We start from the raw sequence: 16,513 nt of genomic DNA, 5'->3' as shown, positions 1-16,513 counted from the left end.
GGCCAGTTGGCAGCTCGAAGCTGGGGGAAAGATGAGTACCGGTAAGCAGCTGTCCACGTCGATCGACGCCACCGTGCCCACGGCCGCGCGGATGTACGACCACTACCTGGGCGGCAAGGACAACTACGCGGCCGACCGCGCGGCGTGCGAGGAACTCGACAAGGTCGTGCCGAGCACCCGCCGCCTCGCCGTGAACAACCGGCGCTTCCTGCAGCGCGTGGTGAAGACGCTCGCCGCGGAGCACGGCATCCGGCAGTTCCTCGACCACGGATCAGGCCTGCCCACCCAGGACAACGTCCACCAGGTCGCCCAGCGCATCGACCCCGCCTCGCGCGTGGTCTATGTCGACAACGACCCCATGGTGCTGGTCCACGGCCGGGCGCTGCTGGAGCAGGACGAGCGCACCGCCGTCATCCACGCGGACATGCGGGAGACCGAGGCGATTCTCGCGCACGCCGACACTCAGCGCCTGATCGACTTCAGTCAGCCCGTCGCCGTGCTCTTCAACTCGGTCATGCACTGCATCCCCGACAGTGACACCGACGGGCCGCTCGCCGTGGCCCGCCGCGTCGCCGAGATGCTGGTGCCCGGCAGCTTCATGGTGATGTGTCAGCTGGTCAGCGAGGACCCCGAAGTACGCGACTTCGTCACCAACTTCATGGACCAGGCGACTCAGGGGCACTGGGGGAGGGTCCGGGAGCCGAAGGACGTCGCAGAGTGGTTCGAGGGCCTCGAGATCCTCGAACCGGGCCTCGTCGAGGTCTCCACCTGGCGACCGGACTCCGAGGTGGCGCCCCGTCAGCTCACCCACGAGTGGATCGAGTTCGGCGGCGTGGGCCGCATCCTCTAGGGGAGTGGGACCGCTTCAAAAGCCCCTCGCGATCTCGCGAGGGGCTTTCGTTCAGTCGCGTACGGCGTAGCGCTGCTCCATCGTGGTGCGCAGCAGCTCCAGGGACTCGCGCGGCTTGAGGGCCTCGTCGGCCAGCCGGTCCAGGGCGAGCCGGTACTCCTCCGTCTCGTCGCGGTCCTCGAGGAAGTTGGCGCTCTTGATGTGCTCGAGATAGACGACGTCCGGCAGGTCGAGGCCGCCGAAGCGCAGATAGGTGATCGGGATGGCGGGCGCGGACGCGTTCGTCACGTCCAACGGCACGACCTGCACGGTCACGTTGGGCCGCTGTGCCATGGCGACGAGGTGCGCGAGCTGCTCACCCATGATCTCGCGGCTGCCCAGGACGCGCAGCAGCACCGACTCGTCGATCACCGCCCACAGTTGCGGGGCATCGGCCCGCAGCAGCAACTCCGCGCGCCGGGTGCGCAGTTCGACGCGGCGCCCAACCTCGCTCGCGGCCGCGGTCGGCAATCCGCGCTCCACCACCGCGCGGGTGTAGTCCGGAGTCTGCAACAGCCCGGGCACGTACTGGATCTCGAAGGTACGGATGGCGGCGGCCGCCTCCTGCAGCCCGACCAGCCGGTCGAACCACTCGGGCATGAGCCGCTTGTCGTAACGCTGCCACCAGCCCGGCTCACCGGCGCGCTGCAGCAACTTCAGGAGTACCGAGGCCTCGTAGGTGTCGGTGCCGTACAGCTTCAACAGCGCCTGGACGTCGCTCTGCACCGGAGGCCTGCGACCCTTGCCCGACTCGATGCGGGACAGCTTCGCCGGACTGAACCCGAGGGCTCGCGCCGCCTGGTCCTGGGCGAGCCCGGCATCCTCGCGGAAACCCGCCAACTGGACGCCGACCAGCATCTTCAACAGAGTCGGAGCCGGCTCGGGCCGGTCCAGATAAGGTTCCAGACGGGAGATGCGATGCGACGCGGCAGACATCCAGGCTCCCAATAAACCGGCATAGAGGCGACTCAGACTATCGCACTCGGCCGGGCCGCACCGCATCAACCCGTACAAGCCTGTAGCAGCAAGGGAGTTGGGCCAACCTCACACGAGAGGCGGACCGACCTCACAGGAGGTGATCGAACTCACCCTCCTTCGCGCCGGCCAGGAACGCCGCGACCTCGGCCGGCGTGTACACGAGCGCAGGACCGTCGGGATCGCGGGAGTTGCGTACAGCGATGCCCCCACCCATCAGTGAGGCCACTTCGACGCAGTTGCCCTCGGCGTTGCTGTGACGGCTCTTGACCCAGCGGGCGTCCAACGAACTCGCCCGCACTCCGTTCTGCACTGGTGGCACGGCAGTCTCCTTGCTGTTCACGTTCCTCGCCCGGCGCTGTGCCCGGCCGCCCGGGAGGGACGGGGCGAACTTCCGCAGCCCCTCCCGCCCCACCCGTCTTTCGCGCAATTTCTCGTGCAATTGCACGCGGGCGCTTTCAGCGTGGATAATAGCTGCGGCGTCAACCCTCGTGGTTGCGCCCCGCCTTGACGTCGCATCAGGGAGATGCCGTGCCATCACCTGCGAACCACGTGCTCCGGCCGCCGAGCCAGGCTGGGTCGGAGGCGGGGAGTGCGGCCATGGCCGGCGCTGTTCCGTCACGGCCGGGACCGGCCGACGCGCAGGGACAGTCCTCCCCGAGGCCTGCGACCCCGGGCGGCGCGGAGAACTCGGCCGCCCTGCTCATCAGCTGCAGCGGGGAGGGATTCGCCCGCGCCCGTGCCTTCACCCGCGACACCCTGCGCTGCTGGTCGCTCGACCATCGCGGCGACGACGCCGCCCTCGTGATCACCGAGCTGGCGGCCAACGCCGTCGCGCACGGGGTACCCCGCGCCGTGACGGGTGAGGCGGAGGTGTGGCTGGGGCTCGTCCTGGACCCCGCCCACCTGCTCCTCACCGTCTCCGACCCGGGCGAGGAGCCGCCCGAGTGCGCGACCGCCGACACCTCCGGGCTGCTGGAGCACGGGCGTGGCCTGTACATCGTCGACGCCCTGGCCGAGGAGTGGGGCTGGACGCTGCGGCCCCCGGCCGGCAAGACCGTCTGGGCCAAGCTGTCGACCTCACCTCCACCCTGACAATGACCGCCGCGGAAAGGCCCCCCATCATGCGCACCGCTCCGGACCAGCCGAGCACCGAGCGCACAGACTGCCCCGTGTCGTCGACCGGGGTGGCACGGACCACGCCCCTCATGGCTCTGAGCCGGGTGCCGTGGGGCGAGATCCAGGACTCCACCGGCAGCGCGGCGGCCATCCCCCTGCTCCTGAACAGCGTTGCCTGGGGCGACGCCGGCACCGCCAGCGCCGCACTCGGCGACCTGCGCAAACGGATCTGCCAGTACGGCTTCGTGGTCGAGCAGGCCACCGCCGCCACCGTCCCCTTCCTCTGGGAGCTCGCCCAGCTGCCCCGGGTGACCTGCCGGGCCGAGATCATCCAGCTGCTCAGGAGCATCGCGGGCGCCCGCCAGTGGGAGAGCACGGCCGCCGTCTACCCCAAGCTGCTCAACCACCGCGAGAACCCCGTGGTCTGGGAGCGCGAGGCGAGGCAGGCCGTCCACGCCCGGCGCGGCGCCCTGCGGCGGCTGATGGACGACGAGGACACCGTCGTCGCCCGGGCAACCACGGAACTCGCCCGCACGCTGGGGGAGTAGCAACCCCGAGTGTGCCCCCCTGGCTGGTAGAGCCCCTCCCCGAATCGCGTCCCCTGTCTGGTGTACTCCTCGTCGACAAGGGAAGAAAGCGCTTGCCCTCGATCCGGCAACTGGGGAGGACCACCGTCGATGGCATCGTCGTCGGAGAAACCACTCGACCATCGCTACCGGGGCGAACACCCGATACGCACCCTCGCCTACCTCTTCCGCGCCGACCGTCGCCAACTGGCCGCGGCCGTCGTGGTCTTCACCGTCAAGCACAGCCCTGTCTGGCTGCTGCCCCTGATCACCGCGTCCATCATCGACACCGTCGTCCAGCACCAGCCGATCGGCAGGCTCTGGACGAGCACCGGGATCATCCTGTTCACCCTGCTGGTCAACTACCCGCTGCACGTCCTGTACGTGCGCCTCCTGTACGGCAGCGTCCGCCGCATGGGCACCGCCCTGCGCTCCGCGCTGTGCACGCGCATGCAGCAGCTGTCCATCGGCTACCACTCACGCGTCAGCGCCGGCGTGCTGCAGGCCAAGGTGGTGCGCGACGTCGAGACCGTCGAGCAGATGGTGCAGCAGACCGCCGAGACCGGGCTCGGGGCGACCACCGTGCTCGTCGGCGGCCTGGTCATCATCGCCGTACGGACACCGGAGTTCGTCCCCGTGTTTCTCCTCGTGGTGCCCGCGGCGGCCCTCGTCGTGGCCCGTCTCAGGGCCCGGCTGCGCACCCACAACGAGCACTTCCGGCATGAGGTGGAGACCTTGTCGTCCCAGGTGACGGAGATGACCCGGCTCATCCCGGTCACCCGCGCCCACGGCCTGGAGGGCAAGGCGCTGCGCCGTATGGACGGCACCCTGCGCAGCCTGCTGACCTCCGGGATGCGCCTCGACCTGGTCAACGGCCGCTTCGGCTCGCTGGCCTGGGTCGTCCTCAACGTGGTCGGCGTGCTGGTCCTCGCCGGGGCCGCGCTGGTGTCGTACTACGGCGTCTGGGGTGTCACCGCGGGCGACGTCGTGATGCTCAGCGCGTTCCTGACCACCCTCACCAACTCGACGACAACGTTGGCAGGGCTCGCACCCGTCATCACCAAGGGCCTCGAATCCATCCGCTCCGTCGGCGAGGTCCTCCAGGCGCCCGAACTGGAGGACAACGAGGGCAAGACCGAACTCACCTCACTGCGCGGTGCCGTCACCTTCGCGGGTGTCGGGTACGCGTACGAGGACGGCAACCGTCCCGCCGTGCGCGACTTCACCCTCCGCGTCGAACCCGGCGAGACCGTCGCCCTCGTGGGCGCCTCCGGCGCGGGCAAGTCCACGGTCCTCAACCTCGTCATCGGTTTCATCCGGCCGACCTCGGGCCGGCTGCTGCTCGACGGGACCGACATGAGCAGCCTCGACCTGCGCACCTACCGGCGCTTCGTGTCCGTCGTACCGCAGGAGTCCGTCCTCTTCGACGCCACGATCCGCGAGAACGTCGCCTACGGCATGGACGAGGCCGACGAGGAGACGGTGCGGGCCGCGCTGCGCGACGCCAACGCGCTGGAGTTCGTCGAGCGGCTGCCGCAGGGCCTGGACACCCTGGTCGGTGAGCACGGGGCCCGGCTGTCCGGCGGGCAGCGGCAGCGCCTGGCCATCGCCCGGGCCCTGATCCGGGACCCCCGGGTCCTGGTCCTCGACGAGGCGACCTCCGCGCTGGACACCCGCTCCGAGGCGCTCGTCCAGCAGGCGCTCGCCCGGCTGCTGCGCGGCCGCACCACGTTCGTCGTGGCGCACCGGCTGTCCACCGTGCGCGGCGCCGACCGCATCGTGGTGATGGGGGACGGCCGGATCCAGGAGATCGGGACGCACGAGGAACTCCTGCGCCGGGGCGGGGCCTACACCGCGCTGCACGCCGGACAGGTCGCCTGACCGCGGCCGCCGGGAGGTCTCACGCGGCGCTGCTCCGCGGGACCCGGCGGGGGCAGGTCGCGTCGTGGTCGGTGCCGAAGCTCGTCCACCAGCGCTCGCAGCACGCGGCGTCGAGCTCGGCACGGACGATCAGGTCGGCGGCCCCCTCGCCGGACCCGCGCGCCCGCTTCCTGAGGTCGGCCACCGTCCGCCGCTGCTCGCAGATCACGCTCTCGCGCACGACGGCGATGACCGGGACCAGACTGGCGGCGGCGAACAGACAAGCGGCCCACAGGGGGCCGTAGCGGAGTTCGAGGACCGCGGTCCAGGCGAGTCCGGTGCTGGTGGTGAGGTAGAGGGCGCTGAGCAGGCCGAGTGAGCGGTTCATGGCGTATACCGTTCGTGGTGCGAGGGATGCCCCTTGTCCAACGTTTTGAGGCGCTTGGGGAAGCGGGTGGTGTCGTGCGGTATTGCGCCAATTGCGTGTCAGGGGGCGGTGGATGGGATTGCCCCGGCGCAGGTGGGGCATAGGCAGCGAAAAATCGAGAGAGGGGCGCTTCGTGCTCGTTCCGGACCCGAAGGTCATCAGGAAGCTGCTGACCCGGTATGCATCGCTGCGGATCGCTCAGGCGGAGAAGGAGAGGCAGGCGGCGGCACGTGAGCTCGTCGACCTCAGCTACACCCTGTGCGTGATGATGGGCGTCACCGACGTCCACGAAGCGATCGCCAAGGCGGACGCCCTGCTGGCGGACGCCGCACGTACGGCGGACGCGGACGGGGAGAGCGGTCTGCCGCTGGCCGTGTGAGGTGGCGTCGTCCCGGCCCTTCGCTCAGGAGTGCGCCGCCGGGACGGCGTCTCTTCCGTGGAACGCCGAGCGGTACGCCTGCGGTGTGGTGCCGACCACCCGGCGGAAGCGCTCACGGAACGCGGTGGGCGAGCCGAACCCCACCTGCTGCGCGATCCGTTCGACCGGGTGGTCGGTGTTCTCCAGCAGGTACTGGGCGCGCCGCACCCGCGCCCGCAGCAGCCACTGCAGGGGCGTGGTGCCGGTCTGCTCACGAAAGCGGCGGCTGAAGGTGCGCTCGCTCATCCCCGCGCGGGCCGCCAGCGTCGCCAGGGTGATGTCGCGGGCCAGGTTGTCCTCGATCCACTCCAACAGCGGCTCGAGCGTCGAGCCCCGGGGTACGGGCGGGTGGTCGTGCACGATGAACTGGGCCTGGCCGCCCTCCCGTTCGAGGGGCATGACGGACATCCTGGCGGCATGCGCGGCGACCGCTGACCCCAGGTCCCGGCGGATCATGTGCAGGCACATGTCGAGGGCCGCGGCGGCGCCGGCGGAGGTCAGGATCTGTCCGTTGTCGACGTACAGGACGTCCGGCTGCACCTCGACGTCAGGGAAACGGTGTGCCAGCGCGTCGGCGGCCACCCAGTGGGTCGTGGCGCGCAGCCCGTCGAGCAGCCCGGCCTCCGCCAGTACGAAGGCGCCCACGCACACGGAGGCGATCCGTGTGCCCGCCTCCGCGGCCCGGCGCAGTTCCGCCAGGACGCGCGCGGAAGGCGGCCCGGCCGCGGGGGAACAGCCGGGGACGATGATGGTGTCGGCATCCGCGAGGGCTTCCAGCCCCTGATCGATCCGCAGGGAGAAACCGCCGTCGGCGCGTACCTCCGGTGACTCGGCGCACAGGCGGACCCGGTAGGCGGGGCGGCCGTCGGGCAGCCGAGTCCAGTCGAACACCTGCATGGGGGCCGCCATGTCGAACGGCACCACGTCGTCGAGAACCAGGATCGCCACGGTGTGCATGACGGGCACGATAGGTGGATTCCCGCCACCTCCACGAGGCCCTGCTGAGGTGGGATTCCCCACGGGGCATTCCTGAGTACAGGGTTGGCGAGAACCCGTTGAAAGCTGTCGTTCCAGCCTCTGTGTGATCACTCGCCGGCTTCCTAGGGTGGGCCGGGCACCGCCGACCGCGCCACAGAAGGACACGCCACCCGATGACCAAGTTCCTGCTGACCCTGCACGTCCTCGCCGCTATCGTCGCCGTGGGCCCCGTGACCGTCGCGGCCAGCATGTTCCCGCCGGCCGCGCGCCGCGCCCACGCGAGGGCGGACGGTCCGGACGCGGTGGGGGCGGTCACCGTGCACCTTCTGCACCGCATCTGCCGTGTCTACTCCGGCATAGGCCTCGCGGTGCCCGTCCTCGGTCTCGCCACCGCGGCCGCGATGGGCGTCCTGGGCGACGGATGGCTCACCACGTCCATCGCCCTGACCGCCGCGGCCGCCGGCGTTCTGGCCGCCTTCGTCCTGCCCCGCCAGGGCGAACTCATCGAGGAGCTGGGCACGCGCGGGAGCGTGGAGCGCGGCAGGACGGTTCAACTCGCCATGTTCACCGGCATCTTCAACCTCCTGTGGGCGACCGTCACCGTCCTCATGATCGTCAGGCCGGGCTCCACCACCGGCGCATGACGGCTCGACCGGCGTCAAGCCCAACGCGGGAATTCGTACGCCGGTGTTCAGGGGCGCCTACACTCGTCAACTGTGCCCATGCCGATGGGCCAAGACGCGAAAGGCGTGTTGACGGGTGTTCCAGGATTCCCCCATCTACGACCGACTCGTCGCCGAGCGCGGCGACGTCCCCACTCAGGCTCGCAGGGAGGCCGAGCGCGTGAGCAGGGAACTGGAGTACGTCATGCGACCGATGCAGCGCCTCGACATGCCCCCCGCCGACCGCTCCGCCTCCCAGGGCGCGGGATGGGAACGGGCGGCCCTGCTGCCGGGATCCCGGCCCTTCTGATCCGACCTCATCACGGCACCGTGGTGTTCCTGCCGTTGACGCGGGACCGCCGCTCCGGACCGGGCCGGGCCAGCCACTCGGCGACGCTGCGTGCGATCGGCTGGCCTGTCTCCACCTCGACGAAGCCGAACTGCCCCGACTGGTTGCACTCCAGGAACCACCAAATCCCGTCTCCGTCCTCGGCGAAGTCGAAGGCACCGTAGGCCAGTCCGGCCTCACGGAGATAGGCCCGCACGGACGTGGCGACGCGCGGCGGAACATCGGTGGGACGCCAGGGCGTCGCGGCCGGTGCGAAGCGGACGTCCACGTCGTCGGGATCCCCGTCCGCGGGGGTCGCCTTCCGGGCGGCCAGCATCCGTTCGCCCGCGACGGTGAGACGGATGTCGGCCCGCTTCGCGACGAGCCGCTGCAGCAGGGTGGGGCCGAACGCGACCGCGGAGAAGTCGGTGTCCGGAGCCACGCGGCTGGTGGGCACCGCCCTGGGCGGATCCTGCGGATGGGCGCCGGAGACCGGCTTGACCACCAGATCCGGGAAGCGCTCCGCGAACTCCCGGGCCGCCTGCGGAAACGTCGTGATGAGCGTGGCCGGCACGGGCAGGCCGCAGTGCTGGGCCAGCCGCAGCTGCCAGGGCTTGTGGCGAGCACGGTGGGCCGCGTCCGGGTGGTTCATCCAGTGGGCGTCGCAGCCGCGGAGCATGCCGTAGAGCGCCTGGGCGGACTCCTCGGTCAGCCAGGCGGACGGCTCGGCCGCCCGCGCGGCCGGTGTGCCCGGCCTGCGCACCCAGACGGAGCGCAGGCCGGAGAGGCTCACCAGGCGGCCCCCGGCCGACAGATGGCCGCGGAAGGTGCCGTGCACGTACTCGCCGGACAGCGCGGCCCCACCGGTCAGATCGGCGGGATCGAGCCGGACCACCGGTACCCCGAGCGCGTCCAGGTGCACGACCACCATGTCCGCCGTCACGTCCTCTTCGCAGGTCAGAATCAGCACGGTCATCGTCGCCGGTCCGTGTTCAGTCGTCGAAGTGCGTCTTCGAGCCCGCCGTCGAGGTCGTCGTCCCCAGTTCTCTCAGCAAGGCGTGGTCACGGGCGGCGATCCGCCCGTCCCGGAGCACGTTCAACTGCAGTCCCGAGTCGTAGGCGTACGGAATGGTGGCTTTCAACTCCGCTGCCGGACGTGCGTAGTTGAGCGCGAACGGTTGCATCGTCTCTCCCCTGCCGGTGCTGTTCCGATCAAACGACGGTCACCCCACGACCGCGCTTGGTCCGCCGACTTCCTTCGGCTTCCAGAGACTTATACGAATCGAACGGGTGATTGGTTTCCTTGCGCTGCGTAATCATCGGCGGCGGGGCACCTCCCGACGCTGCTCGGCGAGCAGCTCGGCAGCCCGGTCGGCGGGGGCGGCGCGCAGGGTGCGCAGCGCGAGCAGCAGGACGCCGATGTCGTCGAGGTACACCGGATCGACCAGCAGATCGGTCGGCAGCACCAAGTACAACAAGGCACCCCAGAAGACCCAGCGGGGTCCGGTGGGAAGTCCCGCACGCCTGAGGCTGCGCCGGGTCCGCACCAGCCGCACCAGCACCCCGACGGCCACCGCCAGGACCAGCGCCGCGAGCACTGCGGCAACGACGATCACAGTTGTGGTCGTATCCAACGGGCGACCCTCCTTCTCACGGCGCCGCGATGCGTGCGCTCTCTTTCGGATTCCCGGTTACGGCTCCCGTATGGCCTGCCGAACGGGCGCAGCTCATACCCGTGGCCCACCCGAGTGGCACGGCGCGGCACGGCCGCTTAGGAAGGGGGCACCAACACCGCGGGTCGCACGGCGGGGGCGCAGCAGCGACCGCACTCTTCCTCTGGAGCAGAGCAATGACCACCCGCTCGTCAACAGCTCACTCGAACGAACCCGGCATACCCACCGGGCAGGCCGCCGGCACCGGCGCCTCGTCGTACAGCAGCAGCGAGTCGTCGTACGGCGATCCCGTCGACGACCTGGTGCGTGCCGCCGTGGCCGACCGTCCCCTGGAGGACATCGTCCATCTGGTCACGCTGTTGGAGCAGTCGCCCGAGTACGCGCAGGCCACGGCCGCCGCACTGCGCGCGGTCGGCGTGGACCGGTCCGTGGAGGACGTCACCCGGCTCGTCGCCCTGCTGACCAGCCCGCCCCGGGACGCGGACAGCGCGGACGAGGCGATCCGGGCCGCGGCCGCGTGCCGCCCGGTGGAGGACGTGACGCGCCTGGTGGACCTGTTGCACAAGGCCCCGTTGGAGCCCCACTGCGGTCAGGAGGCGGTGCGGGCGGCCGCCACCGGCAGGCCGGTGGAGGACCTCGTGGAACTGATCGGGCGCCTGGCCGCGGAGCCTCGCGTCAGCGTGGACGCACCGCCACAGCTTTCGATCGAGAAGGAAGTACCGGAGAGTCCGGCGCCGGATCACCTCGTCCGCACTGTCCGCGTCCCGGGCCGGACGGGCAGGCCGCCGGCCTGGCCGAGCCGGCTCGCCGCCATGGCTCTCCTCGTGTGCGCACTCCTCGCCTTCCCGCTGCACCGGGACGGCGCGTCCCTGCGGGCGTACGGGTTCGCGCTCGGTGTGTCGGCGCTGTGCGTCGTCCTGGCCCTGCTGGTGAGGGTCCGGCCCGTCGTGCCGGTGCTCGCGGTGGCGGTCGTGGTGCCGGCGGCGCTGGCCGCGGGCCAGTTGCTCGAGGGCCGGTTCCGCTCCGCGCGGCTGTCCCGGGTCCTGGACCTCGCGTTCGCTCCGCCCTGGCTCGCCGGTACGGCTGCCGTGTGCGCGTCCCTGGCGGCACTGACCGCCCTGGTCGTGCGGCTGGCTTCGCAGTCCCCGGGGAACGACCCGACGATGCGGGCGCTGGTCGAGGCGGGCCACAAGGCGGACTGAGCCCCGCACGCGGGGCGCCGTATCCCGGGAAACAGACGTCCGTGCCGCTGCCTGAGCTGCCGTCATGACCGCGGAACCCGGGAACCGAACCGAGCCCGCCGAAGTGCTGCGCGCCGCCTACGAGGCCTTCGCATCCGTCGTCCGCCCCCTCGGGGACCAGGAGTCCTGGCTGTCGACCGGGTGCGAGGGCTGGGCGTCCGCGACCTGGTCTTCCACTGCGTCGGGGACGCTCAGCGCGCCCTGGTCGCCCTGCACACGCCGGCCCCCGGCCCGCCCGACCGCGACGCCGTCAGCCACTGGCGGGACTGGGAGCCGAACCCGGTCGGCGCGGCGAACGGCCGGCGCTGGATCCGGGTGAGCGCCGGCATGTTCCTCGACGTCGGACAGCTGCGTGAGCTGTACCTGGAGACCGCGGCGGCCACGGTGAGCGCGGCCGCGGCGACCCGGCCCGCCGACCTCGTCGCCACCCAGGGGCACGTACTGACCGCCGGCGACCTGATGCTCACCCTCGCCGTCGAGGCAAGCATCCACCACCTGGACCCCGTCACGGAGCTGCCCGCCGCTCCCGGCCCGTCGCCGACGGCGCTGGCCCCCGTCCGCGTCACCCTGGACGGCCTCCTCGGCCGTCCCGTTCCGCTGGGCTGGAGCGACGAGTACTACGCCCGCGCCACCACGGGACGCGTACCGTTCACGGAGGCGGAGCGCCGCGCCCCGGGAGCCGACGCCGACCGCTTCCCGCTCTTCAGTTGACCCGGTGATCCGAGGCGCCGTCGGAGGGGCCTTCCTCGCGCCCGGGACGGCGTGTGCCCTTGAGCCGGCCGAACGTCCGGGTCAGCTGCTGGAGCGGGGACGCGGCCTGCGTGTCCAGCGGACCCTGCTCGAGGGCGGGGGCGTTCGCGCGATAGGCGGCCAGCGCCTCGCTCGCCTGCTCGGCGGCCTCCCGGTACAGGTCCCGGGACTTCGTCATGGCCTCCAGCGCCTCGGCGTACATGGTCACGAGCGCGCGCTCCCGGGCGAGTTCCTCCTCGAGGGTCAGGAGCTTCCACTGTTCCCGCAGGGCGGTGACGGCGTCCCCGGCACCCTCCGGCTGCGGCTTCGGCAACCCCGCGAAACGCGTCACGACCTCGATCAGGTCGGTCGGCTCCGAGCCGTCGAGAAAGACACTCCGTACGGAGAAGTCCTGGTCGTCGTAGCCGGGCGGGACCGGAGTCCCGGGCAGCACCACGGCACCTCCCCGCGGCACCTCGACGCCGAAGTCCCGCAGGGCCCAGTTCACGACCCGCAGCTGCTGAGGCTCCGCGCGATGCTCCACCACCCGGTGCCTGAGGCTCGGCGGCAGCAGCCGGGCCAGCGGCCTGCGGCCGCGCTGATCGGTGGTCATGGCCTCGTGGACGACGACATGAACGGCCCAACTGCCGCGCACGGCCTGCCGGAGCACCCGCCGGACGTCCTTCTCGTCCGAGGGGAGCAGGCTGAGGTCCCGCAGACGCAGCCCGGTGGCGGCCTCACGGTCCCAGGGGACATCCGGCGAGTCCGGCCAGAACATCGTGGCGGGCGACGGCCACCGCTGGTCCCACGGTTGTTCCGCCTCCGCCGCCAGCACCCACTCCTGCCCGCCGCTCGACACCCGGGCAAGCGTCAGCCGGGCACGCACGGTCACGTCCTCGGCGACCCGCCAGCGCGCTTCGAAGACCCGATCCTGCACGTCCTCGGCTTCAGGTTCGGGCTCGGGCGGCGTGGAGAAGTCGTCGACGACCTCGCTGTCCTTGAGCCGCCGCAGGTTGCGCCGGAGTACGTCCTCGGCGTCGGATCCGAGATGGCGGCCGCGGGCCAGCCACACCGTAGGGGGAGTGGTGGGGGTGCTTGACATGAGTCCATCTGTGAGAAGGGGTAGGTGTGACTGCCAAGTATCCTCGCCGTGGCCCGCCGGAGATCAAGCGGGGTCCGGGTGGTGGACCGGAGATCGCCGGCCTCCGCACACGGGGCGCATCAAGTCCGCTCCGGGCAACGGCCGTTCACTCGTGCCGCGACCGTGGCCCGCCCGCCAGAATGACCCCTCGAACAGGGCCCGCCCACCATCCGCTTCGGGGCGGGTCCTGTTCGCGGCCACGGTTCCTGCGGCGCGGTACCGCCTGGTGAATTAGCCCAAGTCATGGACATGTCGTTGTGACAGACTGCCGGGACGGTGAGTGACGGGGGCGCCGGTGAGTCCGAAGCGTGTGCGGAAAATGCTGCGGCGGATGGAGAGCGGGGAGCCCGTAGAGCTCAGCCTCGCCATGACGACGATGAAGGGGCTCACTCGACTCGCCTTCATCGCCGAGCAGTTCGGGTACGAGTACGCGGACCTCTCCATGACCGGCGACAACAGGATGGTGCTGCGCATCGTGCCGGACCCGAGCCCACATGCCCGGGAGCGCGCCACGCAGAACCGGGCGCGGTATCCCGACGCGAGCGACGGGGGCGCGCTGCCGCCCGTCGTGCCCGAAGCGATCGAGCTCCTCAAGGCCCGCATGGTGTTCGACCTCGGCCGCCAGTACACCGAGAAGCAGCGGACGGCGATCGCGGCTTTCTTCTTCACCGCGATGGCCGTGGCCATCGGCTACAGGTTCGCGGAGGGCATGACCGGTGTCGTCATCACGGTCGCCGTCTGGGCCGCTTTTGTGGCCCTGCTGCCCGTCGGGCTCGTCGTCAGCCGGCATGACAACGCCAAGTACAGCGCCCAGCTGCAGGCCGCCGGGTTCACGGCGGTAACCGACCCGAACGGGCGGCTGCGGTACGTGCCGCCGGGCGGGCGGCTTCCCGGACACGGCAATCCGTTCGCCTGAGGGTGTAGGCGCCCCGGGCCGACCGAGGCCCGCCCAGCACCCCGCCGCGCAGCGACGCGCCGGTGACTCGGCGACGCGCAATATATCGGTAGCCGAGATATCATGGCTCCATGGCATCGAGGAACATGACTCAGGCGGCGTTCTTCGTCCTCACCGCTCTGGCCGACCAGCCCCGGCACGGCTACGGCATCCTGCGGGAGGTCGAGGAACTGTCCGACGGCGAGGTGCAGTTGCGCGTCGGCACCCTCTACGGCGTGCTGGACCGGCTCACCGCGGACGGACTGATCGTCCTGGACCGCGAGGAGGTGCACGAGGGCCGGCTCAGGCGCTACTACCGCCTCACCGACGAGGGGATGCAGGCCCTCGTCGCGGAGGCGGAGCGCATGGCGGCCGGAGCCAGCGCCGCCAAGCGGCGCATCGCGGAAGGGCGCCAGGCGCCGCACCCCTCGACGGGCCCCGGACTCGCGGGGGGCCTCGCATGACGACACTGCTCGAAGCCCGCTACCGCACGGTACTGCGCCTGCTTCCCGCCTACTACCGGCGCGAGCGCGAGGACGAGATGGTCGAGACGTACCTGTGGGACGTCGACCGGGAGACACAGGATCAGAGCAGGCCCACGGCGGGCGAAGTGGCGAGCGTCGCGGCCCTCGCCCTGCGCAGCAGGCTGGCCGCCACCGGAGCGCCCCGACGGTACGACCTGCTCGGCTCGGCCGCCCGCCACTTCGCTCTGTTCGCCGTACTCCTGCAGGCGGCCGCCGCGGTCGTCGACCGCGTGCTGGCGCTGACCTGGGCGACGACCCACGGCCCGCGGGAATGGGACCTGTTCCTGTCGGGATTCACCGGCCGCGGGGTGCCGACCGGCGTCGTCGAGGTCGCCCAGTGGACCCTGCCCCTGCTGTGGACGGTCGGCTTCTTCGCCCTCGTGCACGACCGTCGGCGACTCGCCCGGACCGCCGTGTTGCTCGCCGCACTGCCCACACTCTGGCCGCTCGTCGGCCCGCTGGTGACCGAACTCCTGCCGCCGGATCCCTGGTCCGCCACCGCCACCGCGCTGTTCGCCTGGCTGTCGGCGCTCGCCCTCTGCGCGGCCTACCACCGGGACGCCCCGCCGGCCTCACTGCCCGTCGGCACGCCCGGAATCGTCTTCACGGCCTGCTGCGTGGTCATGGGCGGGTCGGTCGTCCTGCTGCCCGCCATGCCCGACACGGCATGGGCGCCGGCCACCTGTTTCGTCGTCGGCGCACTCGGCTGGCTGCTGCTGCGCGGCCGCCGCAAGGACCAGAGCGTCGCCTGCGCGGCCGTCGCCCTGGCAGCCCTCGGCCTGCTGCTCCTGGCGGTGCGGGTCGCCGCGCTGCATCCGTGGCTCGGCCTGCCCCTCCCCGCCGCGTTCGTCGCCGGCGCCGTCGGTCAGGTGGCCGCGCTGACCCTGCTGACCGCGACCCTTGCCGTCGTGGCCAGGCGCGACCTGGTCACCCGGTGACCAGGCCGCGCCACCGGCTCAGCCGTGGTACTTGATGTAGCCGTTGTTGTCCGGGTCGGAACCGCTCTTGGTGTACGAGTGGACGTCGGCGCGGCTGCCGGACGGCTTGTAGACGTAGATCGTGTCCTTGTCGTTGTTCCACATGAAGTTGCAGTTGTCGCGGTAGACGACGTTGTTTCTGTCCGAGTCGGTGCCGTTGCCGCCGCGGAGCTTCACGTAGTCGCCGGGCTGCAGGTAGTGGTTGGCCGTGAACTCGAAGCGGTTGCCGGCCTTGTCCTTGACGCCGTAGCCCTTGAGGTTCACGGTCTTCGTCGACGAGTAGTTCTTGATCGCCAGGTACTCCTCGTCGGTGTTCCCGGTGGAACAGCTGTTGGAGTCGCTGCCCGGCGCGTCGTACTGGATGCCGCGGATCTTCAGCGCGGACGTGTACTCGGCGGCGTGGGCCGGTATCGCGGTCAGCACGGTCAGTGCGCCGGTGGCGGCGGCCGTGACGGCGACAAGGCGTATGCGCATGATGGAGTCCCCCCGTGAAGTTCTGGTGAAGAACCTGGAGCGTATACAAGCGGGGGTGGCTCGGAGGTCGATTCACCGAAAGCGGCGCTACCGCATCGCCTCGGCCCAGACGTCGGTGTCCCACGTCAGGAGCCGGGCAAGGTCGTCGTCCCCGGAACCGGTTGCTCCCCGGCCCGCGGGGGACGGGGCGTGGACGCCGCGGGAGATGTTTCCGCTGACGGTGATGTTCTGCTCCACGCGTGGACGACGCAGTGCTTCGTAGAAGGAGAGCGCGGCATCGGTGTCCGGCGCGTCGCGCAGGGACTTTGCCAGGATGACGGCGTCCTCCAGTGCCATCGACGCACCCTGGCCGGTCGCGGGGGAGGCCGCGTGGGCCGCGTCGCCGATGAGGAGGGTTGGGAGCTGCTGGGGTGTGGCTGGGTGGGAGTGCGTTCTGGCGCGTGGGTGAGCGTGGAGGGTCCCGGCGGGCGGCTGGGTGCTGTCGTCCCGGGAGGGGAATCGGGGTTCGTTCGTCGAATGTGTGACCTTTCCGTGCGGGGGTCGTTGGGTGTGATGAGCGGGTTATTCGAGGGGCTGTGTGGGGGTGTGGGGTGGGTGG

The 16,513-nt window shown here is 71.0% G+C and carries 21 protein-coding genes and 1 pseudogene; 12 read left to right on the top strand and 10 right to left on the bottom strand.

Annotated elements, in window-relative coordinates; all coding sequences use genetic code 11:
• Positions 1-31: 31 nt before the first annotated feature.
• The gene (locus IG08_RS0121800; RefSeq protein ID WP_030605036.1) at positions 32-850 is read left to right on the top strand and encodes an SAM-dependent methyltransferase; all 819 of its coding nucleotides are present in this window, start codon (positions 32-34) and stop codon (positions 848-850) included.
• Between the two features lie 51 nt (positions 851-901).
• Here the strand turns inward: IG08_RS0121800 and IG08_RS0121795 are convergent, their stop codons facing one another.
• Both IG08_RS0121795 and IG08_RS0121790 read right to left on the bottom strand, forming a co-directional pair.
• Positions 902-1,825: a helix-turn-helix domain-containing protein gene (locus IG08_RS0121795; RefSeq protein WP_030605033.1), complete on the bottom strand. Its 924-nt coding sequence runs from the start codon at positions 1,823-1,825 to the stop codon at positions 902-904.
• 130 nt (positions 1,826-1,955) lie between these two features.
• Positions 1,956-2,186, bottom strand: a complete 231-nt coding sequence (locus tag IG08_RS0121790) for a DUF397 domain-containing protein (protein ID WP_030605030.1) — start codon at positions 2,184-2,186, stop codon at positions 1,956-1,958.
• Positions 2,187-2,464: 278 nt separating this feature from the next.
• Between IG08_RS0121790 and IG08_RS0121785 the strand changes: the two genes are divergently transcribed.
• The 3 genes from IG08_RS0121785 to IG08_RS0121775 all read left to right on the top strand — a co-directional run bounded on the left by IG08_RS0121785 (position 2,465) and on the right by IG08_RS0121775 (position 5,430).
• Entirely contained in the window at positions 2,465-2,959 is a 495-nt protein-coding gene (locus tag IG08_RS0121785; RefSeq protein ID WP_106980996.1) for an ATP-binding protein, read from the top strand.
• Positions 2,960-2,988: 29 nt separating this feature from the next.
• A complete protein-coding gene (locus IG08_RS0121780; RefSeq protein WP_030605023.1) occupies positions 2,989-3,531 on the top strand; it encodes a hypothetical protein in 543 nt (180 codons plus the stop codon).
• A gap of 129 nt (positions 3,532-3,660) precedes the next feature.
• Positions 3,661-5,430: an ABC transporter ATP-binding protein gene (locus IG08_RS0121775; RefSeq protein WP_030605021.1), complete on the top strand. Its 1,770-nt coding sequence runs from the start codon at positions 3,661-3,663 to the stop codon at positions 5,428-5,430.
• Positions 5,431-5,449: 19 nt separating this feature from the next.
• On the opposite strand, the gene IG08_RS0121770 is transcribed toward IG08_RS0121775, so the two are convergent.
• On the bottom strand, positions 5,450-5,797 hold the full coding sequence (locus IG08_RS0121770) for a hypothetical protein (RefSeq protein ID WP_030605018.1): 348 nt from the start codon (positions 5,795-5,797) through the stop codon (positions 5,450-5,452).
• 172 nt (positions 5,798-5,969) lie between these two features.
• Here IG08_RS0121770 and IG08_RS0121765 point away from each other — a divergent pair, with 172 nt between their 5' ends.
• Entirely contained in the window at positions 5,970-6,215 is a 246-nt protein-coding gene (locus IG08_RS0121765) for a DUF5133 domain-containing protein (RefSeq protein WP_030605015.1), read from the top strand.
• 24 nt (positions 6,216-6,239) lie between these two features.
• Here IG08_RS0121765 and IG08_RS0121760 read toward each other — a convergent pair whose 3' ends face one another.
• A complete protein-coding gene (locus IG08_RS0121760; RefSeq protein WP_030605014.1) occupies positions 6,240-7,211 on the bottom strand; it encodes a GlxA family transcriptional regulator in 972 nt (323 codons plus the stop codon).
• A 194-nt stretch (positions 7,212-7,405) separates the two neighbouring features.
• On the opposite strand from IG08_RS0121760, the gene IG08_RS0121755 reads away from it, so the two are divergent.
• Complete coding sequence (locus IG08_RS0121755) at positions 7,406-7,876, top strand: hypothetical protein (RefSeq protein WP_030605011.1); 471 nt, start codon at positions 7,406-7,408, stop codon at positions 7,874-7,876.
• 115 nt (positions 7,877-7,991) lie between these two features.
• Positions 7,992-8,204, top strand: a complete 213-nt coding sequence (locus IG08_RS0121750; protein ID WP_030605008.1) for a hypothetical protein — start codon at positions 7,992-7,994, stop codon at positions 8,202-8,204.
• A gap of 10 nt (positions 8,205-8,214) precedes the next feature.
• Here IG08_RS0121750 and tgmB read toward each other — a convergent pair whose 3' ends face one another.
• The 3 genes from tgmB to IG08_RS0121735 form a co-directional block, all read right to left on the bottom strand.
• Positions 8,215-9,198, bottom strand: coding sequence for an ATP-grasp ribosomal peptide maturase (gene tgmB, locus IG08_RS0121745; RefSeq protein WP_030605005.1), 984 nt, complete (start codon positions 9,196-9,198; stop codon positions 8,215-8,217).
• Positions 9,199-9,214: 16 nt separating this feature from the next.
• Positions 9,215-9,406 (bottom strand): putative ATP-grasp-modified RiPP, encoded by a 192-nt coding sequence (gene tgmA, locus IG08_RS0121740; RefSeq protein ID WP_030605002.1) that lies wholly within the window; start codon positions 9,404-9,406, stop codon positions 9,215-9,217.
• A gap of 132 nt (positions 9,407-9,538) precedes the next feature.
• Positions 9,539-9,856 (bottom strand): YkvA family protein, encoded by a 318-nt coding sequence (locus IG08_RS0121735; RefSeq protein WP_030605000.1) that lies wholly within the window; start codon positions 9,854-9,856, stop codon positions 9,539-9,541.
• Between the two features lie 215 nt (positions 9,857-10,071).
• Between IG08_RS0121735 and IG08_RS54330 the strand changes: the two genes are divergently transcribed.
• A complete protein-coding gene (locus IG08_RS54330; RefSeq protein ID WP_030604998.1) occupies positions 10,072-11,097 on the top strand; it encodes a hypothetical protein in 1,026 nt (341 codons plus the stop codon).
• Positions 11,098-11,277: 180 nt separating this feature from the next.
• The gene (locus IG08_RS54325) at positions 11,278-11,847 is read left to right on the top strand and encodes a maleylpyruvate isomerase N-terminal domain-containing protein (protein WP_234342934.1); all 570 of its coding nucleotides are present in this window, start codon (positions 11,278-11,280) and stop codon (positions 11,845-11,847) included.
• Here IG08_RS54325 and IG08_RS0121720 read toward each other — a convergent pair.
• Positions 11,840-12,967, bottom strand: a complete 1,128-nt coding sequence (locus IG08_RS0121720) for a hypothetical protein (RefSeq protein ID WP_043454867.1) — start codon at positions 12,965-12,967, stop codon at positions 11,840-11,842. The two genes, IG08_RS54325 and IG08_RS0121720, sit on opposite strands and share 8 nt — an antisense overlap.
• Before the next feature lie 334 nt (positions 12,968-13,301).
• Between IG08_RS0121720 and IG08_RS0121715 the strand changes: the two genes are divergently transcribed.
• From IG08_RS0121715 to IG08_RS0121705, 3 genes are all read left to right on the top strand, one after another.
• Positions 13,302-13,922: a hypothetical protein gene (locus tag IG08_RS0121715; protein WP_030604993.1), complete on the top strand. Its 621-nt coding sequence runs from the start codon at positions 13,302-13,304 to the stop codon at positions 13,920-13,922.
• Positions 13,923-14,047: 125 nt separating this feature from the next.
• Positions 14,048-14,404 (top strand): PadR family transcriptional regulator, encoded by a 357-nt coding sequence (locus IG08_RS0121710; RefSeq protein ID WP_030604992.1) that lies wholly within the window; start codon positions 14,048-14,050, stop codon positions 14,402-14,404.
• Positions 14,401-15,402, top strand: a complete 1,002-nt coding sequence (locus tag IG08_RS0121705) for a hypothetical protein (RefSeq protein ID WP_030604990.1) — start codon at positions 14,401-14,403, stop codon at positions 15,400-15,402. Before IG08_RS0121710 ends, IG08_RS0121705 begins: the two co-directional genes overlap by 4 nt.
• Before the next feature lie 18 nt (positions 15,403-15,420).
• On the opposite strand, the gene IG08_RS0121700 is transcribed toward IG08_RS0121705, so the two are convergent.
• Together IG08_RS0121700 and IG08_RS0121695 are read right to left on the bottom strand one after the other, a co-directional pair.
• Positions 15,421-15,915 carry a lamin tail domain-containing protein gene (locus IG08_RS0121700; RefSeq protein WP_030604985.1) on the bottom strand — a complete coding sequence of 165 codons (495 nt, stop codon included), beginning with the start codon at positions 15,913-15,915 and terminating at the stop codon, positions 15,421-15,423.
• A gap of 87 nt (positions 15,916-16,002) precedes the next feature.
• Positions 16,003-16,311: pseudogene (locus tag IG08_RS0121695) on the bottom strand (FAD-dependent oxidoreductase); the annotation flags it as partial.
• Positions 16,312-16,513 lie beyond the last annotated feature (202 nt).

Source organism: Streptomyces fulvoviolaceus, from assembly GCF_000718165.1.
GTDB classification, from domain to species: domain Bacteria; phylum Actinomycetota; class Actinomycetes; order Streptomycetales; family Streptomycetaceae; genus Streptomyces; species Streptomyces fulvoviolaceus.
The sequence above is the reverse complement of the archived record's forward strand: the minus strand, read 5'-3'. Positions and strand labels throughout refer to the sequence as shown.